This is a genomic window from Caballeronia concitans (assembly GCF_001544615.1).
Taxonomy (GTDB): domain Bacteria; phylum Pseudomonadota; class Gammaproteobacteria; order Burkholderiales; family Burkholderiaceae; genus Caballeronia; species Caballeronia concitans.
This window is the reverse complement of sequence record NZ_FCNV02000001.1, coordinates 1002475-1024920: the sequence shown is the minus strand read 5'-3', so window position 1 is coordinate 1024920 and position 22446 is coordinate 1002475. Positions and strand designations below refer to the sequence as shown.

Below are 22446 nucleotides of genomic sequence, written 5' to 3'. Positions count from 1 at the left end.
CCGGCAGCGCGCTTTTCGGCGCCGCGCCTTGCGCCGCGGTCGATTGCACGTCCCGCGCGCGTCTTGCATCCACTTTCAGCAGGCCTTCATCCATGTCCAAGAATCAAGCTCTCTTCGAACGCGCCCAGCGGACCATTCCCGGCGGCGTGAATTCGCCGGTGCGGGCATTCCGCTCGGTCGGCGGCACGCCGCGCTTCATCGAGCGCGCGCAAGGCCCGTATTTCTGGGACGCGGACGGCAAGCGCTATATCGACTACATCGGTTCGTGGGGACCGATGATCCTCGGCCACGTTCATCCCGAAGTGCTCGAAGCGGTGCAGCGCGTGCTCACCGACGGCTTCTCGTTCGGCGCGCCCACCGAAGCGGAAATCGAGATCGCGGAAGAAATCTGCAAGCTGGTGCCGTCGATCGAACAGGTGCGGATGGTGTCCTCCGGTACCGAAGCGACGATGAGCGCGCTGCGTCTCGCGCGCGGCTTCACGGACCGCAGCCGCATCGTCAAGTTCGAGGGCTGCTATCACGGACACGCGGACAGCCTGCTCGTGAAGGCGGGTTCCGGTCTGCTGACCTTCGGCAATCCGACTTCGGCGGGCGTGCCGGCGGATATCGCCAAGCACACGACCGTGCTCGAGTACAACAACGTCGAGCAGCTGAACGAAGCGTTCGCGGCGTTCGGCGCGGAGATCGCGTCGGTGATCGTCGAGCCGGTCGCGGGCAACATGAACCTCGTGCGCGCGACGCCGGAGTTCCTCAATGCGCTGCGCGCACGTTGCGACGAGTACGGCGCGGTGCTGATCTTCGACGAAGTGATGTGCGGCTTTCGCGTCGCGCTCGGCGGCGCGCAGCAGGTCTACGGCATCAAGCCGGACCTCACGTGCCTCGGCAAGGTCATCGGCGGCGGCATGCCGGCGGCGGCGTTCGGCGGCCGGCGCGACATCATGGCGCATCTCGCGCCGCTCGGCGGCGTCTATCAGGCGGGCACGCTGTCGGGCAATCCGATCGCCGTCGCCGCCGGGCTCAAGACGCTGCAACTGATCCAGCGCCCCGGCTTCTACGACGACCTCGCGAAACAGACGCGCAAGCTCGTCGATGGCCTCGGCGCCGCCGCGCGCGCGGCGAACGTGCCCTTCTCCGCCGACTCCATCGGCGGCATGTTCGGCCTTTACTTCATGAACAAGGTGCCGGGCAGCTTCGCGGAGATCGCGCAGGGCGACACGAAGCGCTTCAACGCCTTCTTCCACGCGATGCTCGATGCCGGCGTGTACTTCGCGCCGTCCGCGTTCGAAGCGGGCTTTGTGTCGAGCGCGCACGACGACGCGGTCATCGACGCCACGCTCGACGCCGCGCGCGGCGCGTTCGCGTCGGTCGCGGCTTAACGGCGCGTCGCACGGGCCGCCACGATGTTCTCGCAATCCGACTTCACCTACATGGAACGCGCGCTCGCGCTCGCGTCGCGCGGCATGTACACGACGACGCCGAATCCGCGCGTCGGCTGCGTGCTCGTCAAGAACGGCGAAGTGATCGGCATGGGCTTCACGCAGCCGGCCGGCCAGGATCACGCCGAAGTGCGCGCGCTGAAGGACGCCCGCTCGCGCGGCAAGGACCCGCGCGGCGCGACCGCCTACGTGACGCTCGAACCGTGCAGCCACTTCGGCCGCACGCCGCCGTGCGCGCATGCGCTCATCGACGCGCGCGTCGAGAAAGTGATCGCGGCGATGGAAGATCCGAACCCGACCGTCTCCGGACGCGGTCTCGCGATGCTGCGCGACGCGGGCATCGACGTGCGCTGCGGGTTGCTCGCGAACGAGGCGCACGAGATGAACATCGGCTTCGTGTCGCGCATGACGCGGCGGCGTCCGTGGGTGCGCATGAAGGTCGCGGCGACGCTCGACGGGCGCACCGGCCTGCCATCGGGCGAAAGCCAGTGGATCACGGGCGAAGACGCACGCGCCGACGGCCACGCCTGGCGCGCGCGGGCCTGCGCGATCCTGACGGGCATCGGCACGGTGCGCGAGGACGACCCGCAGCTCACCGTGCGTGCGGTCGACACGCCGCGCCAGCCGCAGCGCGTGCTGATCGATAGCCGCCTCGACGTGCCGCTCGACGCGCGCATTCTCGATGGCGCGCCGCCGTGGATCTTCCATTCCGCCGATGCCGATCCCGCCCGCGCCGACGCGCTGCGCGACAAAGGCGCGGAGCTCGTGGAACTGTCGAACGAGCACGGCAAGGTCGATCTCCCCGCGATGCTCACCGCGCTCGCCGATCGCGGCATCAACGAGTTGCATGTCGAGGCGGGGCACAAACTGAACGGCTCGCTGTTGCGAGAGGGCTGCGTCGACGAGCTGCTGATCTATCTCGCGCCGAGCCTGCTCGGCAACGCGCCGGGCATGTTCGACTTCGGGCCGCCCGCGACGCTCGATGCGCGACCGCATCTGAAATTTCATCGCATCGACCGGCTCGGCGACGATCTGCGCATACTCGCGCGGTTCGCCGGAACGCACGGCGCCAGCGAAACGCGTTAATAGAACCGAGGAAGGCATTTCATGTTCACAGGAATCGTCGCGGCGGTGGGCCGCATCGAAAAAGTCACGCCGCTCGGCGCGGAGCCGGAAGCAGGCGTGCGTCTGACCGTCGCGGCGGGCGCGCTCGACCTCGCGGACGTCGAACTCGGCGACAGCATCGCCATTCAGGGCGCTTGCATGACGGTGGTCGAAAAGTCGCCCGGTTCGTTCGACGTCGATGTATCGCGGGAAAGTCTGAACAAGACCGTCGGACTCGGGCAGGCTGGCGCGGAAGTCAATCTGGAAAAAGCGCTGCGCGCGCATGACCGGCTGGGCGGGCATCTCGTGTCCGGCCACGTCGATGGGCTCGGCGTGGTGTCGCGGTTCGAGCGCGTCGGCGAATCGCACGAATTGCGGGTTGTCGCGCCGAAGGACATCGGCAAATATCTCGCCTACAAGGGATCGGTGACGGTGAACGGCGTGAGCCTGACGGTCAACTCGGTCAGCGATCGGGCCGACGGCTGCGAGTTCTCCATCAATCTGATTCCGCACACCGTGGAAGTCACGACGCTCAAGGCGCTGCACGCCGGCGCCAAGGTCAATCTGGAGATCGATCTGATCGCGCGGTATGTGGAGCGGATGATGAGCGGGGCGTGATTCATCGCTTGGGGCGCTGAGTCGCAGCCATCGTCAGCGCTCCGGGCCCCAGATCTGGTCGAAATCGAAGGAGAGTTCTTTGCAGTGGCGGATTGACGCGAGCAGCACCGTGTCGCCCACGAGCAGGTACAGAAGCACGTAGTCGTCAAACACGAACTCGCGCAACTCGGCCCGCTCCTTCGCACCCTCGGTTTCCTGGATCAGTTCCTCGCAGTCCAGCAATGCGACGTAAGTGTCGGGGACCGTGTTCAAAAACAGGCGGCCGATAGCCGGAAATCGTTCGAGCAACGGCTCGGCTTTCGTTTCAAACGCTTCGACCATCCGTTCGAAGCTGCGCGGCTGATCCAGCCGCTGCCAGTAACGCTCGATATCCGCGATTCGGGCCTCGAACTGCCTCGAGATTCGGATGACCGCGCGCTTGGGTGCCTCACTTGTCATCCGCACCGCCTCCTTGCTGCCCGTTTCGCTCCCGTTCTTCCCGCTCCGTGCGCAGTCGCGCCCGCAGACGCCCGAAGAAATCACGTGCGTCTTCGCTCGGCTCACCAGACTTCAACGCGGTAACGGCTTCCTTGGCGTCCTGGAGCAGCAAGAGATGGATACGGGCCCGCTCTGCCCGATAGTAGTTCTCCAGCTTCTCCGTGCTGATGAGCGCGACGCTCGCCTCGCCGTTCTTCGTGATGATCTTGTCCGCGCCCTTCTGCACTTCGTCGATCAACTCGGACAGATTCGCGCGCGCCTGAGAAAGGGAAACGACATCCTTGGGTGTGAAAGCCATTCTCGGCTCCGTACGGTTTAATGTACGTAACATGGTACGGTTTTCTCGCTTCCGAAAGAGTAATGTTTTGGTATCGTCGCACCCCCGCCGCCGCCCCACCATTCCCCCAAACGCCATAAGCCGAATCCCCAAACCCGCCCCACCGCGATTTCACCGCCTGTCCATCGGGCGTGGCGTAAAATACGCCCTTTCCCAAACGCACCTATCGGGACGCACCATGTCGATCGCCTCCACCCCAGAAATCATCGCCGAGCTGCAAGCTGGCCGCATGGTGATCCTCGTCGACGAAGAAGATCGCGAGAACGAAGGCGATCTGATCGTGGCCGCCGATTTCATCACGCCCGAAGCCATCAACTTCATGGCGCGCTACGGCCGCGGCCTCATTTGCCTCACGCTCACGCAAGAACGCTGCAAGCTGCTGAACCTGCCGCTGATGACGCAGCGCAACGGCACGCAATACGGCACCGCGTTCACGGTCAGCATCGAAGCGGCGGAAGGCGTGACCACGGGCATTTCGGCGGCCGATCGCGCGCGCACCATCGCCGCGGCGTGTGCGCCCGATGCGCGCGCCGAGCACATCGTGCAGCCGGGCCACGTGTTTCCGATCATGGCGCAGCCGGGCGGCGTGCTCGTGCGCGCCGGCCACACGGAAGCCGGCTGCGATCTGACCGCGCTCGCCGGGCTGTCGCCGGCGGCAGTGATCTGCGAAGTCATCCGCGACGACGGCGAAATGGCGCGCCTGCCCGATCTCATCGAATTCGGCGCGCAGCACGGCATCAAGATCGGCACCATCGCCGATCTGATCCACTATCGCAGCCGCACGGAATCGATCATCGAAAAGGTCAGCGAGCGCACCATGCACACCGCTCACGGCCCGTTCCGCGCGGTGCTGTATCGCGACGAACCGAGCGGCTCGCCGCATATCGCGCTGGTGCGCGGCACGCCGTCGCCGGACACCGAAACGCCCGTGCGCGTGCACGAGCCGCTGTCGGTGCTCGACCTGCTGGACATCGACGCGTCCACGCACTCCTGGACCATCGACGCCGCCTTGCGCGAAATCGCCGCCCGCGATCTCGGTGCGATCGTCATGCTCAATTGCGGCGACACGAAAGACCATCTCGTGGACGCTTTCCGCGCGCTCGACCCGAACGACACGTCGGCCAAACCGGCGCGCCGTCCGATCGATTTCAAGACTTACGGCATCGGCGCACAGATCCTGCGCGATCTGGGCGTCGGCAAGATGCAGGTGCTCGCCACGCCGCGCAAGCTCGGCAGCATGTCGGGTTACGGGCTCGAAGTAACCGGCTTCATTCCGATGCCCGGCTCGCCCGCCACGGCGGCAAACGCGGCCGGCGTGCCGGACTCGACCGTGCCGCATCTGCGTTCGGCCTGAGCGAACACTTAGGCGCCCACCCTATTCCAAACCAACGGACCACTACATGGAAATCGGACAATATCAGCCGAATCTCGACGGCGACGGCCTGCGCATCGGCATCGTCCAGTCGCGCTTCAATGAACCGGTGTGCAACGGCCTCGCCGATGCGTGCATCGAAGAACTCGAACGCCTCGGCGTGATCGGCCAGGACGTGCTGCTCGTCACCGTGCCGGGCGCGCTCGAAATCCCGCTCGCGCTGCAAAAGCTCGCCGAATCCGGCCAGTTCGACGCCCTGATCGCGCTCGGCGCGGTCGTGCGCGGCGAGACGTATCACTTCGAGCTCGTATCGAACGAAAGCGGCTCGGGCATTTCGCGCATCGCGCTCGACTTCGGCATTCCGGTGGCGAACGCCGTGCTCACGACCGAAGACGACGAACAAGCCGTCGCCCGCATGACGGAAAAGGGCCGCGACGCGGCGCGCGTGGCGGTCGAGATGGCGAACCTGTCGGTTGCGCTGGAGCAGCTCGGCGGCGACGAAGACGACGAAGATGAAGACGAGGACCGCGCATGAAGAGCGCTCGACGCCGCTCGCGTGAACTCGCGACGCAAGGGCTTTACCAATGGCTGCTGTCGGGCGCGCCCGGCGGCGAGATCGACGCGCAGTTGCGCAACGCGCAAGGTTTCGACAAGGCGGACCGCGCCCATCTCGACGCCATCCTGCACGGCGTGATCAAGGAATCCGACGCACTGTCCGCGCAACTGCAGCCCTGTCTCGACCGGCCGATCGAACAGTTGTCGCCGGTCGAGCGCGCGGTGCTGCTCGTCGCCGCGTTCGAGTTCAAGCATCACATCGACATTCCGTATCGCGTGGTCATCAACGAGGCGGTCGAACTGACGAAGACGTTCGGCGGCTCGGACGGCTACAAGTACGTGAACGGCGTGCTGGACAAGCTCGCCGTCGCGATGCGCCCGACCGAAGCGCAGGCACGCAGATGAGCACCGTTTCCGAGCCGTTGATGCGGCTTGCGTCGCGCGTCGACGCGATCGAGCCGTTCTACGTGATGGAGCTGATGAAGGACGCGCAGGCGCTGGAACGCGCCGGGCGCGACATCATCCACATGGGCATCGGCGAGCCGGACTTCACGGCGCCCGAGCCCGTCACGCGCGCCGCCGCGGACGCGCTGCACCGCGGCGTCACGCAATACACCAATGCGCTCGGCGTGACGGCGTTGCGCGAGGCAATCGCCGCGCATTATCGCGATGTGTTCGGGCTGAACATCGATCCGTCGCGCATCGTGGTGACGGCGGGCGCGTCGGCGGCGCTGTTGCTCGCATGCATGGCGCTCGTCGATCACGGCGACGAAGTGCTGATGCCCGACCCGTGCTATCCGTGCAACCGGCATTTCGTGTCGGCGGCGGACGGCAAGCCGGTGCTGATCCCAAGCGGCCCGGCGGAGCGCTTTCAGTTGACGGCCGAACAGGTCGCGGAACATTGGAGCGACAAGACGCGCGGCGTGCTGCTCGCGTCGCCGTCGAATCCGACGGGCACGTCGATCGAACCGGGCGAACTCGCGCGGATCGTCGAGTCGGTGCGCGAACGCGGCGGCTTCACGATCGTCGACGAGATCTATCAGGGCCTGAGCTACGACGCGAAGCCGGTGTCGGCGCTCTCCTTCGGCGATGACGTCGTCACCGTCAACAGCTTCTCGAAGTACTTCAGCATGACGGGCTGGCGGCTCGGCTGGCTGGTGGTGCCGCACGCAATGGTCGGCCCGCTGGAAAAGCTGTCGCAGAACCTGTTTATCTGCGCGTCGGCGCTGGCGCAGCACGCGGCGCTCGCGTGCTTCGAGCCGGAAACCATCGCCATTTACGAAGCCCGGCGGCTCGAGTTCAAGCGGCGGCGCGACTACATCGTGCCGGCGCTGCGCTCGCTCGGCTTCGGCGTGCCGGTCGTGCCGGACGGCGCGTTCTACGTCTACGCCGATACCACGGGCGTTCATCATCCCGCCGCGGGCGACAGCGAAGCGCTCACGCGCTCGATGCTGCACGATGCGGGCGTCGTGCTCGTGCCGGGCGCGGATTTCGGCGTGCACGCGCCGGAGCGCTACATACGGCTCTCGTACGCGACGGCGTATGCCAAGCTGGAAGAAGCGGTCGGGCGGCTCGGCGGTCTGTTCCGGCGCTGACCCTACGTCGGCTGGCTTGATGCAATGAAAAAGGGCGCCGTCAAGGCGCCCTTTTACGTTCCGCAAACGTCAGACAAGCATCAAGCGCCGTATTCCGCCGACGCCACGTGCTTCGATTCGCCGGTATCGCCATCGTCTTGCGCGTCGGCTTTCTTCGGCGTGTCGATCGTCACGTGGACGCGCTTGGCCGCATCGTTCGTCGCTGCCGACGCCAGCACCTGCTTCGGCGCAGCCTGCACCGGCGCCTGAGGCGCGTTGATCGGCACGTTGCGGCCGCGCGCGATATCGCGCAGACGCGAACGCTCGGCCAGCACCTTGGCGCCGTAGCCGCCGTCGTCCTGTGTGGTCGAGCCGACGTAATAGCGCAGACCGCCCGCCACCGAGCCGCCGCGCGCGATGCAGTCCTTCAGCACCAGCGCGCCGACCTTGATGTTCGCGAGCGGATCGAGCGCCGCGTGCGAGCCGCCGAAGTACTGGAACTTGTCCGAATGCACCTTCGACATGACCTGCATCAGGCCCTGCGCGCCCACGCCGCTTTCGGCGTATGGATTGAAGCCCGATTCGATGGCCATGACCGACAGCAGAAGCAGCGGATCGAGACCGACTTCGCGGCCCGTATCGAACGCGGCGCGCACGAGCTCGCTCACCGGCTCTTCGGCCACGCGATATCGCCGCGCGATGAAACTGGCGACGAGCTTCTGCTCGCGCGTCGAAACGAGGATGCGGTCGTCGCGCGCATCAGCGACGACGCGCTGCGTCGGAATCGCTTTCGCCAGCATGGCGACGGATGGCATGGAACGCGGATCGAGGCCGTTGGGCGACACGGCGAGGCTGATGCCGCCGGTCAGTTGCCGCGTGCTTTCGTCGTCACTGGCGGCGGCGCCGAGCGACGGGACGAGCGGCTTCGGTGCGACAGGCGCGCCTGCGTTCGCCGCGAGGGCGACAGGCGTACCGGCATCGCCCGGCTGGCGATGCACCGCCGAGAACGGCGGAATCGGCTGGCCGGCGAGCAGACGCGCGGGACCGGCCTGAACCGCCGCGGACACGAAAGGCATGATTCGTGCGGCGAAAGTGGTGCGCCAGGAAGGCAACAGCCACAGCGCGAGCGCCGTGACGACGGCCGCGCAGCCGACCAGACTGAACAGATAGTGACTCATACGGCTGCCACGACGCAGCGCTGCGCGCAGAACCTGCGCGGCACGCGTATCGGCACGCCACGTTAACCAAGCGTTCATCGATGCTCCCAATGTTGCATGATTTAGGCTGATGATTACCGGCTAAACCAGGAAATCGAAGCGTAAATCAGACACCGCTCGCTCTTGGCAAGGCGTAAGCGGCATCGGGGAAACGGCATGCGCCGTCTGGAAAACCGGTCCGGCAAAACACGCCGGGATGCGCGGCACGAACAGCGTGCCCTTCGTGCGCAGATGGCTTTCCACGCGAAAACCGGCGTGAGAAACGCCGGCAGTGACAACCAACAGCCATGAATCGCCGGGCAGGTACGGCGCAGGCGACGCACAGCGTCTGAAGAAAACCTGAGGCAGCGGTGAAAAATTTCAAAACCTGCAACTGATGCGAAGCGATTCTAGCAGGGTTTAATGATCCGTCAATGCTATAGCTTTGTGTTTCAATTACTTACAGTAATGATGAACACCGTTTAGGAGCGCCAACGCACATCCGCGGCGCAGTTTCCACGGGAAATCGCCGAACGTCTCCCAGCGCACGGACGCGCACGCAGGTAAAATCGACAATCGCCAAGCGCGCAGCCGTCCCGCTCCTCCGCTTCAATCTTGGTAGCGGCCTCGAGTCATTCTCCGACCATCGATGAAATATAAAGATCTGCGCGACTTCACCGCCCGCCTCGAAGCGCTCGGTGAACTGCGCCGCGTCCGGCAGCCTGTTTCCCCCGTCCTCGAAATCACCGAACTCTCCGATCGTGTCCTGCGCGCAGGCGGCCCCGCGCTGCTATTCGAAGCGCCCACCGGTCATACGATGCCGGTCCTAGCCAACCTGTTTGGCACGACGCGCCGCGTGGCGCTCGGCATGGGTATCGAAACGCAGACGCCGGCCAGCGCCGACGCGAGCCTCGGCAGCGACACCGCCGCGCTAAGTTCGCTGCGCGATGTCGGCCGGCTGCTGTCCGCGCTGAAAGAGCCGGAGCCGCCGCGTGGCCTGAAGGACGCCGGCAAGCTGCTCTCGCTCGCGAAAGCCGTGTGGGACATGGCGCCGAAATCGGTGAGCGCGCCGCCTTGCCAGGAAATCGTGTGGGAAGGCGATGACGTCGATCTCGCGCGTCTACCGATCCAGACCTGCTGGCCCGGCGACGCCGGACCGCTCCTGACCTGGGGCCTCACCGTCACGCGCGGACCGAACAAGCCGCGCCAGAATCTCGGCATCTATCGTCAACAGCTGATCGGGCGCAACAAGCTCATCATGCGATGGCTCGCGCATCGCGGCGGCGCACTTGATTTCCGCGAGTTCGCGCTCGCCAATCCGGGCAAGCCGTATCCGGTCGCGGTCGTGCTCGGCGCCGATCCCGCCACGATCCTTGGCGCGGTCACGCCCGTCCCCGATACGCTCTCCGAATATCAGTTCGCCGGACTCTTGCGCGGGTCGCGCACCGAACTCGCGAAGTGCCTGACGCCGGGCGTCGATCTGCAAGTGCCGGCGCGCGCGGAAATCGTGCTCGAAGGCTTCATTCATCCGCAGGAAGGCGCGTTGCCGCCGGCCCCGGAAGGCGCGCCGCCGCGTCCGTCGACGGGCGCGGCCGCACGTTACGAACACGCGCTCGAAGGGCCGTACGGCGATCACACCGGCTACTACAACGAGCAGGAATGGTTTCCGGTCTTCACCGTCGAGAAGATCACGATGCGCCGCGACGCGCTCTTCCATTCCACCTACACCGGCAAGCCGCCCGACGAGCCGGCGGTGCTCGGCGTCGCGCTGAACGAAGTTTTCGTGCCGCTTCTGCAGAAGCAGTTTCCCGAGATCACCGATTTCTATTTGCCGCCCGAAGGCTGCAGCTACCGCATGGCGATCGTGCAGATGCGCAAGAGCTACGCCGGCCATGCGAAGCGCGTGATGCTCGGTGTCTGGAGCTTCCTGCGCCAGTTCATGTATACGAAGTTCATCGTCGTCGTGGATGAAGACGTCAACGTGCGCGACTGGAAGGAAGTCATCTGGGCAATCACCACGCGCGTCGATCCCACGCGCGATACGGTGATGGTCGACAACACTCCAATCGACTATCTCGACTTTGCATCGCCGGTGGCGGGGCTCGGCTCGAAGATGGGCCTCGACGCGACCAACAAGTGGCCCGGCGAAACGAGCCGCGAATGGGGCCGCCCGATCGTGATGGACGCGGCCGTCAAGCGGCGCGTCGATGCGCTGTGGACGGAAATCGGTCTCGACGAAGCGGGGAAGAAAGCATGATCGCGGCAACGCTTTATCGTGGGAACGCCATTGAAAACACGCATCGCGCGCATGTCGCCGTCGTCGATGCGAACGGAAACTTGCTGCATTCGTTCGGCGATCCGCATCGTGTGACGCTGCCGCGTTCCGCCGCGAAGCCGGCGCAGGCGCTCGCGATCATCGAAACGGGCGCGCTGGAACGCTTTGGTTTCGACGATGCCGACCTTGCGCTGATGTGCGGATCGCATAGCAGCGAAGCGCGGCATATCGAGCGCGCCCGCGCGATGCTCGCCAAGTCCGACGCCAGCGAAGCCGATCTGCGCTGCGGCGGCCATCCGCCGATTTCCGACGCGGTCTATAAAGACTGGATCAGGCGCGATTTCACGCCGACGCCCGCGTGCAGCAACTGCTCGGGCAAGCACGCCGGCATGCTCGCCGCCGCGCGCGCGATGGACGCGCCCATCGACGGTTATCACCTGCCCGGCCATGCGCTCCAGGCGCACGTGAAGCGCACGGTGGCGCGTGCCGTCGATCTGCCGTACGACGACGTGCAATGGGCCATCGACGGATGCAACCTGCCGACGCCCGCCTTCCCGCTCGACCGTCTCGCGCGCTTGTACATGAAGCTCGCGGCGGCGCCGGAAGGCTCGCCGCTCGCGCGCATCCATCGCGCGATGACGACGTATCCGGAACTCGTGTCGGGCGAAGGCCGCTTCTGCGAGCGCCTCATGCGCGCGTTCGGCGGCGCGGTCGTCGGCAAGACGGGCGCGGATGCGAGCTACGCGATCGGCGTGAAGCGTGACGAAGGCGCGCTCGGTATCGCGGTGAAGGTGGAGGACGGCAATCTCGTCGTCATGCACGCGATCGTCGCGCACGTGCTGGCGCTGCTCGGCATCGGCACGGCGCAGCAGCGCGCGGCGCTCGACGACTTCCGTTATCCGGCGATGCGCAACACCGTGGGCGTCGATACCGGACGGCTGGACGTCACCCTCACGCTGAACGGACGTCGATGATGCATTCGTGGTCGTTGATGTCCGACGGGTTCTTCCTGTCGCTGTCGTTGTGTCTGGATATCGGCATCGCGAATGTCGCGATCATCTCGCTCGCGCTCTCGCACGGCTTCAAGCCGGGCCTCGTGCTCGGCCTCGGCACGTGCTTCGGCGATCTGTTCTATGCGGCGCTCGCACTCGCGGGCATGTCGGCGCTGCTGCAGTTTTCCGCGGTGCGATGGGTCGTGTGGATCGGCGGCGGCATCGTGCTGCTCGTGCTCACCTGGAAGATGGCGCGCGAGGCGCTCAAGCCCGCCACCGCGCCGCCCGTCGCGGGCGAAGCGGATCCACACATGCCGCGTCAGAGCCATCTCAAGAGTTTCTTGCGCGGATGCCTGCTCGCGGTGTCGTCGCCGAGTGCGATCCTTTGGTTCGCGGCGGTCGGCGGCGCGCTGATCGCGAAAGCCGGCGCGACGAGCCCGGTGAGCGCATCCGTGTTCCTGCTCGGCTTTTTCTGCGGCGGACTCGGCTGGACACTCTTCATCTGCACGCTCGCGAGCCACGGCCGCAAGCGCGCCGGCACGCGCCTGTTGCGCGTGTGCCATGTCCTCTCGGCCGTGCTTTTCGCTTATTTCTCGTACAGCGTGATCGTCGACGGCTACCGCGATCTCATCGTGCACGCGGCGTCGTGACGACCGTTTTCGTCACGCGATGAACTGCGCGAGCCGCGGCAGATCGACGTTGCCGCCGCTCACGATCACGCCGACGCGCTTGCCTTCCACCGGCACCACCTTCTGAAGCACGGCGGCGGCCGCGAGACAGCCGGTCGGCTCGACGACCATCTTCATGCGCTGGGCGAAGAAGCGCAGCGTGTCGATGAGCTGCGCATCGCTCACGGTGACGATGCGGTCCACATGCTTCTGGATGATCGGGAAGTTGTACTCGCCGACGTGCGTGGACGCCGCGCCATCGGCGATGGTGCGCGGCACCTCGATATGCACGATCTCGCCGCGCGCGAGCGACTGCTGCGCGTCGTTGCCCGCTTCCGGCTCCACGCCGATCACCTTGCACGACGGTGAAAGCGCCGCCGCCGCGAGCGCGCAGCCCGCGATCAGCCCGCCGCCGCCGAGACACACGAAGAGATAATCGAGCGGGCCGGTTTCCTCGATCAGTTCCTTCGCAGCCGTGCCCTGGCCCGCGATCACGTGCGGATGGTCGTACGGCGGGATCAGCGTCATGCCGCGCTCTTCTGCGAGCGCGCGGCCGATTTCCTCGCGATTTTGCGTGTACCGGTCATACGTGATGACTTCGCCGCCGTAGCCGCGCGTCGCTTCCATCTTCGCGGCGGGCGCGTCTTCGGGCATGACGATGGTCGCGCGGATGCCGGCCAGCTTAGCCGACAGCGCGATGGCCTGCGCGTGATTCCCCGACGAATACGTGATCACGCCGGCAGCGCGCTGTTCGTCGTTGAAATGCGAAATGGCGTTATACGCGCCGCGGAACTTGAATGCGCCCATGCGCTGGAAGTTCTCGCATTTGAAAAACAGCGACGCGCCCGCTATTTCGTCCGCCGTGCGGGACGTGAGGACGGGCGTGCGATGCGCGAAACCGTCGATGCGCCGTGCGGCATCGGCGACGTCATCGAAAGTCGGAGCGGGAAGTGAGGGCATCGGAGGAAACGTGGTGTGAAGAAGCCACCATTCTCCGCAGTTCGGGCGCGAATCGGAATAGGCTCATCGCGTCACGCATAAAAAAACGCAAGCCCGAGCGGGGCTTGCGTTTATCGAATCGAGTTCGGGCGATTAGCGGTGCCAGCCGCCGCCATATCCACCATAGCCGCCACGGTAATAACCGTGATGATGCCAATACGGGCGACCGTACGGCCGGCCATAGTAACCGTAGTTGTATCCACCGACGACGACCGCTGGCGCCGGCCCATAAACGACGGGCGGCGGCGGCGCGACATATACCGGCGCGGCGGGCGCGACGTAGACCGGCGCGGGCGGCGCCTGATAAACGGGATACGCCGGCACCCCGATGCCGACGCCGATCGATACGCCGCCTGCCTGCGCCGCCCCTGCGGCGCTAAGCGCGAGCGCGCCACCGATCACCAAACCACTGAGCTTTTTCACTTTCTTTCTCCTCGCTGCGTATCGCCTGCGTCCGGCGCGCAACGCCATAAGCTGAATTTAGCGAAAAAAGCGTGGGGGCGCAGAAGTCATATGTTGCAAATTGCAAGCTTTATGACCCGGTTCGGCCAAGCGAAAGGCGCTGCGTCGAACCGTGAGTCCGTCCGGCGCGGGCTCGAAACGATGTACGTCGCCGAAGTGAATTAGACATGCGCTAAAGCGAGTAACTTCTGATTACAAATGAAATGAAAAGCCCCGCTGGACGGTTCATCCAGCGGGGCACTTAATGCTTTACGCGAACTTGAAGGCGGTCGGTATCAGCCGACTTTCACATAAGCGAATTCGCGCGAAACGTTCGGCGGCACATATGCCGCTCCGATCACGACGCGCGGCGTCAACCGCTTCTTTTGATCCCACCAGCGGCGCCGCTGCGCCTGGCTCAAGAACCGCAGATGTTTTCGATAAGAGAAAATGCTCATGCGACCTCCGAACGTAGCGATTAAACCTTTGAGAAAAGCACGCATGCAGTGACAAGCGATGCCATTCCATTGAAGTCCGTCTTTTGTTAAGTATTCCGCGCCCTGTTCGTCCAATAATGTTCGCAAGGAAACCCAATACCGCATTCGACGTGTGCCAAGCCACATTCAGCACTCACCATGCCGAAAATCCAGCTCATTTTCCGGCGTCGCTGCTCTCTCCCACATGCTGTCATCGTATCGTGGCATTTTTCTCTTTTTCGGGACAGTATCGCTTTGACAACATCAGGGTTTTCCGATGCTGCCAGCGCCCGATTCGCGTGCTTGCAGTACGCTTTCATTTTGCTCGTGGCACAATCGCTGCCGCTTGTTCGCCAACGCGCCCAAGCGATACGCAAGCCATGTTAAGGTGACGTCCGGCGCCCCACCGGCATTGGCGGTGGGCGGGGAAGGCAAGTCGCCATCGTTGCAAAACAGAGACGCGCGACGCTCGGCCATCCGCGATGCCAATCGGTGTATTCCGGCGAGCACTTCGGCGACCCATTCGGCGTGAGATTCAGCCCAGAGAACGAACAATGACCAAGCTCAGTCTGTACGACTCGCCCGACCCGCGCGGTTTCTTTCACGACGATGCCCCCGCTCATCGGCCCGGCGCGGCCTGCTGACAAGCGCGTCGCCTCAACGCTTTCGCTTTCGTTGTCGCTTTCCGACCCCCGGCGCAGCTGACCGCCGCGCACGTTTCCAAGAGGACCCGAGATGTTCGGCGATATCGCCCGTTTTCTGCTCAACACCGTTTTCACCCTTTTCGGCGCCGCACTTCTGTTGCGCGCCTGGATGCAGGTCGTGCGCATGCCGCCGTACAACCCGGTATCGAACGCCGTGATGCAGGCGACGAACTGGATCGTGCTGCCGCTGCGAAAGATCCTGCCGGGCGGCAAGATCGACTGGGCGAGCATCCTCGCGGCATTCATCGCGGCGGCGGTGTATGTCACGCTGATGGTCGTGCTGGCCGGCGTCGATCCGACCTACATGATGCCCATGCTTCTGCTGGTCGCGGTGCTGACCGTCGTCAAATGGGCGCTGAACCTCATCATCTGGATGACGATCCTGATGGCGCTGCTCTCGTGGCTCAACCCGCAATCGCCCGCGATGCCGCTGCTCTATCAGATCACCGCGCCGTTCCTCGATCCGCTGCGGCGCATCCTGCCGCGTCTCGGCGGTATCGACCTGTCGCCGATCCTGCTTTTCGTGATCGTGCAGGTGCTGCTGATGGTGGTCACGCGCGTCGCCGTCTCCATGACGCTCTTCGGCATCTGAGCGCGGCGCCGCCCGCAATTGCGCGGCGGCGCGTCTTGCGCTTACAATAGCCGACTCACAGCCGACTCACGCGGGCGTCGTATAATGGCTATTACCGTAGCTTCCCAAGCTACTGACGTGGGTTCGATTCCCATCGCCCGCTCCAGCATCACAGCGAAAGCCGCCTTCTGTCATCGAGGCGGCTTTTTAGTTTCCGCGCGCGCTTCATTCATCCCGCGCAGCGCTTCTTGCATCCGCATTCCGATCTCGCCATGAATCACGATCCCCAGGACGACGCCAACGCCGCCGAGCAACCCGCAGACAGCGAAGCATCGACGCTGCATCATCGCCGCATCCGCAGCTTCGTCACACGCGCGGGCCGCGTGTCGCCGGGGCAGCAGCGCGCGATCGACGAACTCGGTCCGCGCTTCGTCGTGCCCTACTCGCCCGAACTCGCCGACTGGGACGCCGTCTTCGGCAGGAACGCGCCGCGCGTGCTTGAAATCGGCTTCGGCATGGGCGCGACGACCGCGGAGATCGCCGCCGCGCGTCCGGGCGATGACTTCATCGGCGTCGAAGTGCACGAGCCGGGCGTCGGCGCGCTGCTGAAGCTCATCGGCGAGCAGCAGCTCGGCAACGTCCGCATCCTCCAGCACGACGCCGTGGAAGTGCTCGAACACATGATCGCGCCCGCGAGCCTCGACGGCGTGCACATCTATTTCCCCGATCCTTGGCACAAGGCTCGGCATCACAAGCGCCGGCTGATTCAGCCGAAGTTCGTGTCGCTGCTCGTTTCGCGCGTGAAGCCGGGCGGTTATCTGCATCTCGCGACGGACTGGCAGAACTACGCCGAGCAGATGCTGGAAGTGCTGTCGGCGGATGCCGAACTCGAGAATGCCGCCGACGGCTACGCGCCGCGCCCGGAGTATCGCCCGGTGACGAAGTTCGAACGCCGTGGCTTGCGGCTCGGACACGGCGTCTGGGATTTGCTGTTCCGGCGCAAGTAACACCGCGCCTTAAGCGGAAAGCAGAAAGCAAAACGCCACGGCAAGCCGTGGCGTTTTCACATGCGCGCGCCGAAAAAGCTCAATCCGCCCAGCTCAACCCGCCGCTATAACCGACGATCAGAATCAGCAGCCCGAAGCCGATGCGGTACCACGCGAACGCCGTGAAATCGTGCGACGCGACGTAGCGCAGCAGCCATCTTACGCAGACGAACGCGCTCACGAACGCGGCCACGAGGCCGATCGCGAACAGCCCGAGATCGTTGACGGACAACGAACGCCAGTACTTCGCCATTTCGTAGAGCGTCGCGCCGAAGATGATCGGGATCGCGAGGAAGAACGAAAACTCGGTGGCCGCGCGCCGGTCGAGGCCGAACAGCATGCCGCCGATGATCGTCGCACCCGAGCGCGACGTGCCCGGAATCAGCGCGAAGCATTGCGCGAGACCGACCTTGAAGGCGTCGGCGTAAGTGAGATCGTCGACGGAATGCACGCGCGGCGGCTCGGCGCGGTCGCGCTGGCGCGCCTCCGCCCACAAGATGACGATGCCGCCCACGATCAGCGCCACCGACACCGGCACCGGCGAAAACAGCACCGCTTTAATCTTCTTCTCGAGCAGCAGCCCGAGCACGACGGCCGGAATCGTCGCGATGATCACGTTGGTCGCGAAGCGCCGCGCGTCCGGGCGGCTCGGCAAACCGCCGACCACCGAGCCGATCTTCGCGCGATATTCCCAGCAGATCGCGAGAATCGCGCCGAACTGGATGACGACATCGAACGTTTTCGCCTGCGCGTCGGTGAAATTGAGCAAACTCCCCGCGACGATCAGGTGCCCCGTGCTGGAAACCGGCAGAAATTCGGTCAAGCCTTCGACGACGCCCAGAACGAGCGCCTTCAATATCAAAATCCAGTCCATCCGTCAGCCCTTGTTTGCTGTTTTCGCTGTTGGCGGAGCACTGCGCGCAAAGATTTCGACTTACTTCTCGACGATCTGAACGCGTATGCCGTTTGAAAGGACTGTGATTGTACCGGGTTCGTAAGAAACGCCGGCAAACTGCAATTCTTCGGGCTTGAAGGTGTAGATCGGATAGCGGTCGAGCAGCTGGGCGGCGAGCATCGCGCCGGCGGCCGCGATTTGTTGGTTGTACTGCGCGGCATCACCGGTCAACTGCGAATCGTCAACAGTCGGCGACACCAAAACGACCGAGCGGCTCGGGGCGTCGTAGGCGAGTTGCGTCGAGAGCGTGAACGCGCCGTTCACCGGATTCGGCATGAACGGCGTGGCGAGCCGTGCATCGACTTTCACCGTCACGCGATTGCGATCCGCCGCCATGCCGACGACCGGATTGCTCAGCACGACATCGAAGATCTGCCGCGCCGTGCGCTCTAGCGGAAACTTGCGCGCGACGGCTTCCTGAACCTGCTTTTGTGAAAATGTGTAGTGATCCGGAATAAACGGAAAGATGGATGCGGCCCGCGCCGCCGATGCGAACGCGAACGCCGGCAAGGCGGCGAGCCCTGCCAGCATCAACCGGCGCCGGCGCGGCGCGACGGGGTGTGTCATGCGGGGTTTCCTCGATTCGATATTGGAACGGAGCTTGGACAGGCGAACGTCACTGCGGTTGCGTTTCGACCTCCAGCCGCGTCAGCCAGGCGATTGCATATTCGCGCGTGTCGCCGCACATGTCGGCCGACGGCTGCAGACCGCCGCAGCACGCGGGCCGTCGCGGGTCGCCGAAGATCTTGCAGCGCAGGTCGGCGTCGAGCTGAACGCAAGATTCGCCCGCGCGCTTGCCGTGAGGCATGCCGGGAATCGCGCTCGTGATCGAGGGCGCGATGCAGCACGCGCCGCATCCTTCGCGGCAAGCATGGGAGGAGGAAGACATGGCGATACGCGAGAAGGCCGACGAAACCGGCATTGTCCCACGCCTGTGCGGCTGCGACGTTATCACGCAAGGCGCGTTAGCCCGCTCTGGCTAAACTTGACGGATCGCAAAGGCCAGCCCATGAATCTCGTCGACACCCTCTTCCGCCCGGACCTGCTCGCCCGCTACGACGCACACGGCCCGCGCTACACGTCGTATCCCACCGCCGTTCAGTTCACGGAATCGTTCGATGCCGCGCATTACTTTGAAGCAGCCGCACGCGGCGGCGCATCGGCGGATTTGTCGCTGTACTTTCACATTCCTTTCTGCGACACGGTCTGCTTCTACTGCGGATGCAACAAGGTCGCGACGAAGAATCGCGCGCACGCCCGCCCGTATCTCGACCGCATGAAGCGCGAACTGGCGATGCAAGCCGCCTCCTTCGACACGGCGCGGCCCGTCACGCAGCTTCACTGGGGCGGCGGCACGCCGACCTTCCTTTCGCACGGCGAGATGGCCGAACTCATGGCCGCGACCGCCGAGCACTTCAATCTCGTCGCCGACGAGCGCGCCGAATATTCGATCGAAGTCGATCCCCGCGAGGCGTCGGCGGAAACTATCGCGTTGCTGCGCCAACTCGGGTTCAATCGGCTGAGCCTCGGCGTGCAGGATTTCGACGAGCGCGTGCAGCAAGCCGTCAACCGCGTCCAGCCCCGCGCGATGACCGAGGACGTCATGCGCGCCGCGCGCGATCACGGCTTCGAGTCGGTGAGCGTTGATCTGATCTATGGCCTGCCGCATCAGAGCGTCGAGAGCTTCACGCGCACGCTCGACGCGATCATCGCGCTCGCGCCGGACCGCATTTCCGTGTTCGGCTACGCGCACATGCCGTCGCTCTTCAAGATGCAGCGTCAGATCGACGAAAGCGCGCTGCCGTCGTCCGCCGTGCGGCTCGCCATTCTGCGCCGCGTGATCGAGCGCATGAGCGACGCGGGCTACGTCTATATCGGCATGGATCACTTCGCGCTGCCCGGCGACGAACTCGCGCGCGCATACGAAGCCGGCACGCTCCAGCGCAACTTCCAGGGCTACAGCACGCACGCGGACTGCGATCTGATCGGCATCGGCACATCGTCGATCGGCAAGGTCGGCAACGTCTACGCTCAGAACGCCCGCGATCTCGCCGACTACGCCGCCGCCATCGACGCCGGCCAGTTCGCCATCAAACGCGGCGTGCGTCTCACCGCCGACGACATCTTGCGCCGCGACGTCATCATGCGGCTCATGTGCGGCGGCACGCTGCGTTTCGCGGACGTGGAACGCGCGCACGGCATCGCGTTCGCCGACACGTTCGCCGATGAACTCGCCCGCCTCGCGCCGATGGCCGACGACGGTCTCATCGACATTTCCGGCAACGCGATCCGCGTGCTCCCCGCCGGACGCATGCTGGTGCGCAACGTGGCATCGGTGTTCGACCGCTATCTGGGCCAGGCGAGCCTCAAGCGCTTTTCGCGCACCATCTGAAGCATCCGCCTCAGAAATACTCCGCCGCGCACGCGCCGTTCTTCGAGTATTTCTTACTTCGCTGGCTTAGAATGACAGCCACCTTCGGCGCCCGGTCTTCGCTCGCGGATGACCGCGCCCGCCCTTACACCGTCGATGCGCCCGCCCGAAGCGGCGCATCGGACCGCCGTCCGGCATGCGTGAAGTGAAGCCTGCCGCCGGCAAGCCACTGCCCGACGCCATGCCGACCACTTCGCCGCAGTTCGCCCCGCTCGCCCTCCTCGCCGCCGACCTCCAATGCGGCCGCACCACCAGCCGCGCGCTCGTCGAAAAAGCGCTCGAACGCATTGCCGATCCGAACGGCCAGGGCGCGACCGTCTTCACGCACGTCGATCCCGAGCACGCCCGCGCCGCCGCCGACGCCCACGATGCGCTGCGCCGCGCGGGCATCGTGCTGTCGCCGCTCGCGGGCATTCCGGTTTCCGTGAAGGACCTGTTCGATATCGAAGGCCAGGTGACGCGCGCCGGATCGCGCGTACTCGCAAACGAAGCACCCGCGAAAGCCGACGCCATCACGGTCGCGCGGCTGCGGCGGGCGGGCGCGGTCATCGTCGGGCGCACGAACATGAGCGAGTTCGCGTTCTCCGGACTCGGGCTCAATCCGCACTACGGCACGCCGCGCTCGCCGTATCACGCCGACGTGCCGGGCGACGCGCGCATCGCGGGCGGATCGTCGGCGGGCGCGGCGGCGTCGGTGGCCGATGGCATGGCGGCCGTCGCGCTCGGCACCGATACCGGCGGCTCCGTCCGCATTCCGGCCGCAATGTGCGGCCTCACCGGCTTCAAGCCGACCGCGAGCCGCATCCCGAAGCAAGGCGGCGTGCCACTTTCGAAGACGCTCGATTCGTTCGGGCCGATCGGCGTATCGGTCGCGTGCTGCGCGCTGGTGGATCGCATTCTGGCGGGACGCGAGCCGGACGTGCCCGCCACGCGCCCGCTCGACGGCGTGCGCCTCGGCGTGCTCACGAACTACGTGACCGATGGCGTGGAAGCGCCCGTCGCGCAGGCGGTGCAGGCGGCGGTCAATCATCTGTCGGCGGCGGGCGCGCTCGTCGATGACGTGCGTTTCGCTCCGCTCGACCGTCTGCCCGAACTGAACCGCTTCGGCCTCGTTTCGATGGAAGCGTATGCGTGGCATCGCAAGCTGATTGCCGGGCACGCGGCGGAGTACGACCCGCGCGTGCTCGCGCGCCTGATGCGCGCAGAAACGGCGAGCGCCGCGGATTACATCGAGCTATGCGACGCGCGCGCCGCGATGATCGAAGCCGCCCGCACGACGCTCTGGCAGCGCTTCGACGCCATCCTATGCCCGACGGTGCCGGTGCTCCCGCCGCGCATCGCGGAACTGGAAAGCGACGACGAGTTGTTCAACCGCACCAACGCGCTGATTCTGCGCAATCCGACCGCCTTCAATTTTCTCGATGCTTGCGCGCTGTCGCTGCCGTGTCATCCGCGCGGCGGGGCGCCCGTCGGCCTGATGCTCGCGGGCGCGCCGAACAGCGACGACACGCTGCTGTCGATCGGACGCGCCGTCGAAGCCGTCCTGGAAACGACGCGCTGAAAGCGGCATCGCGTCCCGATCGAGCCATCGGGGGATCGCGCTAGAATTCCCGCGCGATCCCCGCCGAATGGCGCACTTTTCCCGAATCGTTGCGAAATAATGAACAACCATCTCCATCACTTCACGATGCACGAGGACGACCGCGTCGTGCGACGCGAGCGCCGGCTCCTTACGCTGCTCGGCTTCGTGTGCCTCGCGCTCGTCGGCGGCGCGCTCTATCTGCAGTTCTTTCAGCATGAAGATCCGTGCCCGCTCTGCATCATCCAGCGCTATTTCTTCGTGCTGATCGCCGTGTTCGCGTTTCTCGGCGCGGGCCTGAACGGCTGGCGCGGCATTGCGGTGCTCGAAACGCTCGTGGCGCTGTCGGCGCTCGGCGGCATCGCGACGGCCGTGCGGCACGTCTACGTGCAGGCGCGTCCCGGCTTCAGTTGCGGCTTCGATACGCTGCAGCCCGTCGTCGATAGCCTTCCGCCCGCGCGCTGGCTGCCGCAGGTGTTCAAGGTGGCTGGTCTTTGCGAAACGCCGTATCCGCCGATACTCGGCCTGTCGCTGCCGCAGTGGTCGCTCGTTGCGTTCGGCATCATCTTCGTGCTCGTGCTCGCGAGCCTGTTCTCGAAGCGCCGGCTGCGCGCCGCTGTCCGCTGATTCTTCTCCCGCG

At 65.3% G+C, this 22446-nt stretch carries 24 protein-coding genes and 1 tRNA gene; 16 read left to right on the top strand and 9 right to left on the bottom strand.

Going from position 1 to position 22446, the window contains the following annotated elements; genetic code table 11:
* The first annotated feature begins 92 nt into the window (after positions 1 to 92).
* From hemL to AWB72_RS04775, 3 genes are read left to right on the top strand one after another with little or no spacing between them, the layout of a single operon-like run.
* A complete protein-coding gene (gene hemL / locus AWB72_RS04785) occupies positions 93 to 1376 on the top strand; it encodes a glutamate-1-semialdehyde 2,1-aminomutase (protein ID WP_040051870.1) in 1284 nt (427 codons plus the stop codon).
* A 24-nt stretch (positions 1377 to 1400) separates the two neighbouring features.
* Positions 1401 to 2522, top strand: coding sequence for a bifunctional diaminohydroxyphosphoribosylaminopyrimidine deaminase/5-amino-6-(5-phosphoribosylamino)uracil reductase RibD (gene ribD, locus AWB72_RS04780; RefSeq protein ID WP_040051869.1), 1122 nt, complete (start codon positions 1401 to 1403; stop codon positions 2520 to 2522).
* A 21-nt stretch (positions 2523 to 2543) separates the two neighbouring features.
* Positions 2544 to 3158, top strand: coding sequence for a riboflavin synthase (locus AWB72_RS04775; protein ID WP_040051868.1), 615 nt, complete (start codon positions 2544 to 2546; stop codon positions 3156 to 3158).
* A 33-nt stretch (positions 3159 to 3191) separates the two neighbouring features.
* Here AWB72_RS04775 and AWB72_RS04770 read toward each other — a convergent pair whose 3' ends face one another.
* Together AWB72_RS04770 and AWB72_RS04765 are read right to left on the bottom strand one after the other, a co-directional pair.
* Positions 3192 to 3596 (bottom strand): type II toxin-antitoxin system RelE/ParE family toxin, encoded by a 405-nt coding sequence (locus AWB72_RS04770; RefSeq protein ID WP_040051867.1) that lies wholly within the window; start codon positions 3594 to 3596, stop codon positions 3192 to 3194.
* Positions 3586 to 3933, bottom strand: coding sequence for a type II toxin-antitoxin system Phd/YefM family antitoxin (locus AWB72_RS04765; RefSeq protein WP_052450020.1), 348 nt, complete (start codon positions 3931 to 3933; stop codon positions 3586 to 3588). Before AWB72_RS04765 ends, AWB72_RS04770 begins: the two co-directional genes overlap by 11 nt.
* Positions 3934 to 4150: 217 nt before the next feature.
* Between AWB72_RS04765 and ribBA the strand changes: the two genes are divergently transcribed.
* The 4 genes from ribBA to AWB72_RS04745 are packed head-to-tail and all read left to right on the top strand — an operon-like array spanning position 4151 to position 7494.
* Positions 4151 to 5326 carry a bifunctional 3,4-dihydroxy-2-butanone-4-phosphate synthase/GTP cyclohydrolase II gene (gene ribBA, locus AWB72_RS04760; protein WP_040051866.1) on the top strand — a complete coding sequence of 392 codons (1176 nt, stop codon included), beginning with the start codon at positions 4151 to 4153 and terminating at the stop codon, positions 5324 to 5326.
* A gap of 46 nt (positions 5327 to 5372) precedes the next feature.
* A complete protein-coding gene (gene ribH, locus AWB72_RS04755) occupies positions 5373 to 5879 on the top strand; it encodes a 6,7-dimethyl-8-ribityllumazine synthase (protein ID WP_040051865.1) in 507 nt (168 codons plus the stop codon).
* Positions 5876 to 6304, top strand: a complete 429-nt coding sequence (nusB, locus tag AWB72_RS04750; protein WP_040051864.1) for a transcription antitermination factor NusB — start codon at positions 5876 to 5878, stop codon at positions 6302 to 6304. Before ribH ends, nusB begins: the two co-directional genes overlap by 4 nt.
* Positions 6301 to 7494 carry a pyridoxal phosphate-dependent aminotransferase gene (locus tag AWB72_RS04745; protein WP_040051863.1) on the top strand — a complete coding sequence of 398 codons (1194 nt, stop codon included), beginning with the start codon at positions 6301 to 6303 and terminating at the stop codon, positions 7492 to 7494. Before nusB ends, AWB72_RS04745 begins: the two co-directional genes overlap by 4 nt.
* A gap of 80 nt (positions 7495 to 7574) precedes the next feature.
* Here AWB72_RS04745 and AWB72_RS04740 read toward each other — a convergent pair whose 3' ends face one another.
* On the bottom strand, positions 7575 to 8729 hold the full coding sequence (locus tag AWB72_RS04740) for a lytic transglycosylase domain-containing protein (protein WP_040051862.1): 1155 nt from the start codon (positions 8727 to 8729) through the stop codon (positions 7575 to 7577).
* Between the two features lie 589 nt (positions 8730 to 9318).
* On the opposite strand from AWB72_RS04740, the gene AWB72_RS04735 reads away from it, so the two are divergent.
* The 3 genes from AWB72_RS04735 to AWB72_RS04725 are packed head-to-tail and all read left to right on the top strand — an operon-like array spanning position 9319 to position 12586.
* Positions 9319 to 10926, top strand: a complete 1608-nt coding sequence (locus AWB72_RS04735) for a UbiD family decarboxylase (RefSeq protein WP_040051861.1) — start codon at positions 9319 to 9321, stop codon at positions 10924 to 10926.
* Complete coding sequence (locus tag AWB72_RS04730) at positions 10923 to 11918, top strand: asparaginase (protein WP_040051860.1); 996 nt, start codon at positions 10923 to 10925, stop codon at positions 11916 to 11918. The genes AWB72_RS04735 and AWB72_RS04730 overlap by 4 nt, the downstream gene beginning before the upstream one ends.
* Positions 11918 to 12586 carry a LysE family translocator gene (locus AWB72_RS04725; RefSeq protein ID WP_040051859.1) on the top strand — a complete coding sequence of 223 codons (669 nt, stop codon included), beginning with the start codon at positions 11918 to 11920 and terminating at the stop codon, positions 12584 to 12586. The genes AWB72_RS04730 and AWB72_RS04725 overlap by 1 nt, the downstream gene beginning before the upstream one ends.
* A 12-nt stretch (positions 12587 to 12598) precedes the next feature.
* Here the strand turns inward: AWB72_RS04725 and AWB72_RS04720 are convergent, their stop codons facing one another.
* The 3 genes from AWB72_RS04720 to AWB72_RS28425 form a co-directional block, all read right to left on the bottom strand.
* Positions 12599 to 13564, bottom strand: a complete 966-nt coding sequence (locus AWB72_RS04720) for a threo-3-hydroxy-L-aspartate ammonia-lyase (protein ID WP_040051858.1) — start codon at positions 13562 to 13564, stop codon at positions 12599 to 12601.
* A gap of 132 nt (positions 13565 to 13696) precedes the next feature.
* Positions 13697 to 14026, bottom strand: coding sequence for a hypothetical protein (locus AWB72_RS04715; protein WP_040051965.1), 330 nt, complete (start codon positions 14024 to 14026; stop codon positions 13697 to 13699).
* A 314-nt stretch (positions 14027 to 14340) separates the two neighbouring features.
* Positions 14341 to 14616, bottom strand: coding sequence for a hypothetical protein (locus AWB72_RS28425; protein WP_143754576.1), 276 nt, complete (start codon positions 14614 to 14616; stop codon positions 14341 to 14343).
* Positions 14617 to 15255: 639 nt separating this feature from the next.
* Here AWB72_RS28425 and AWB72_RS04710 point away from each other — a divergent pair.
* From AWB72_RS04710 to trmB, 3 genes are all read left to right on the top strand, one after another.
* Positions 15256 to 15816 (top strand): YggT family protein, encoded by a 561-nt coding sequence (locus tag AWB72_RS04710; RefSeq protein ID WP_040051857.1) that lies wholly within the window; start codon positions 15256 to 15258, stop codon positions 15814 to 15816.
* 70 nt (positions 15817 to 15886) lie between these two features.
* Positions 15887 to 15961, top strand: a tRNA-Gly gene (locus tag AWB72_RS04705).
* A gap of 106 nt (positions 15962 to 16067) precedes the next feature.
* On the top strand, positions 16068 to 16802 hold the full coding sequence (gene trmB, locus AWB72_RS04700; RefSeq protein ID WP_087127934.1) for a tRNA (guanosine(46)-N7)-methyltransferase TrmB: 735 nt from the start codon (positions 16068 to 16070) through the stop codon (positions 16800 to 16802).
* A 79-nt stretch (positions 16803 to 16881) separates the two neighbouring features.
* Here the strand turns inward: trmB and AWB72_RS04695 are convergent, their stop codons facing one another.
* The 3 genes from AWB72_RS04695 to AWB72_RS04685 are packed head-to-tail and all read right to left on the bottom strand — an operon-like array spanning position 16882 to position 18685.
* Entirely contained in the window at positions 16882 to 17715 is an 834-nt protein-coding gene (locus AWB72_RS04695) for an undecaprenyl-diphosphate phosphatase (protein WP_040051856.1), read from the bottom strand.
* A 60-nt stretch (positions 17716 to 17775) separates the two neighbouring features.
* Positions 17776 to 18363, bottom strand: a complete 588-nt coding sequence (locus AWB72_RS04690) for a DUF1439 domain-containing protein (RefSeq protein WP_040051855.1) — start codon at positions 18361 to 18363, stop codon at positions 17776 to 17778.
* Between the two features lie 49 nt (positions 18364 to 18412).
* Positions 18413 to 18685: a YkgJ family cysteine cluster protein gene (locus AWB72_RS04685; RefSeq protein WP_342065417.1), complete on the bottom strand. Its 273-nt coding sequence runs from the start codon at positions 18683 to 18685 to the stop codon at positions 18413 to 18415.
* Positions 18686 to 18805: 120 nt separating this feature from the next.
* Here AWB72_RS04685 and hemN point away from each other — a divergent pair, with 120 nt between their 5' ends.
* The 3 genes from hemN to AWB72_RS04670 all read left to right on the top strand — a co-directional run bounded on the left by hemN (position 18806) and on the right by AWB72_RS04670 (position 22433).
* The gene (gene hemN, locus AWB72_RS04680) at positions 18806 to 20188 is read left to right on the top strand and encodes an oxygen-independent coproporphyrinogen III oxidase (RefSeq protein ID WP_040051963.1); all 1383 of its coding nucleotides are present in this window, start codon (positions 18806 to 18808) and stop codon (positions 20186 to 20188) included.
* 220 nt (positions 20189 to 20408) lie between these two features.
* Complete coding sequence (locus AWB72_RS04675) at positions 20409 to 21788, top strand: amidase (protein ID WP_040051962.1); 1380 nt, start codon at positions 20409 to 20411, stop codon at positions 21786 to 21788.
* Positions 21789 to 21914: 126 nt separating this feature from the next.
* Positions 21915 to 22433, top strand: a complete 519-nt coding sequence (locus AWB72_RS04670) for a disulfide bond formation protein B (RefSeq protein WP_040051961.1) — start codon at positions 21915 to 21917, stop codon at positions 22431 to 22433.
* Positions 22434 to 22446: the final 13 nt, after the last annotated feature.